Below are 217 nucleotides of genomic sequence, written 5' to 3' on the forward strand. Positions count from 1 at the left end.
CCGCCGCTTGCTGCACCAGACCGATCGTGCCGCCCGACAGCTCGGCCAGTTGATCGTTGATCCAGGTGATGTCCGACGTATTCTTCGCGATATGCGTCTCGTTCTGCGTCACGCGACCGTCGATGTTCGTCACCTGCGTGCCGAGGTTCGACACGTCGCTGCCCAGACCGGCGATGTCCGACGCGTTCTTCGCGACGTCGCGATTCGTGGCGAACAA

At 62.7% G+C, this 217-nt stretch carries 1 protein-coding gene; it reads right to left on the minus strand.

What is annotated here, in order from left to right; all coding sequences use genetic code 11:
• Nucleotides 1-217: hypothetical protein (locus tag HW466_RS31685; protein WP_176316202.1), on the minus strand; the 217-nt coding region annotated here is incomplete at both ends.

The organism is Burkholderia territorii, assembly GCF_902833055.1.
Classification (GTDB): domain Bacteria; phylum Pseudomonadota; class Gammaproteobacteria; order Burkholderiales; family Burkholderiaceae; genus Burkholderia; species Burkholderia territorii.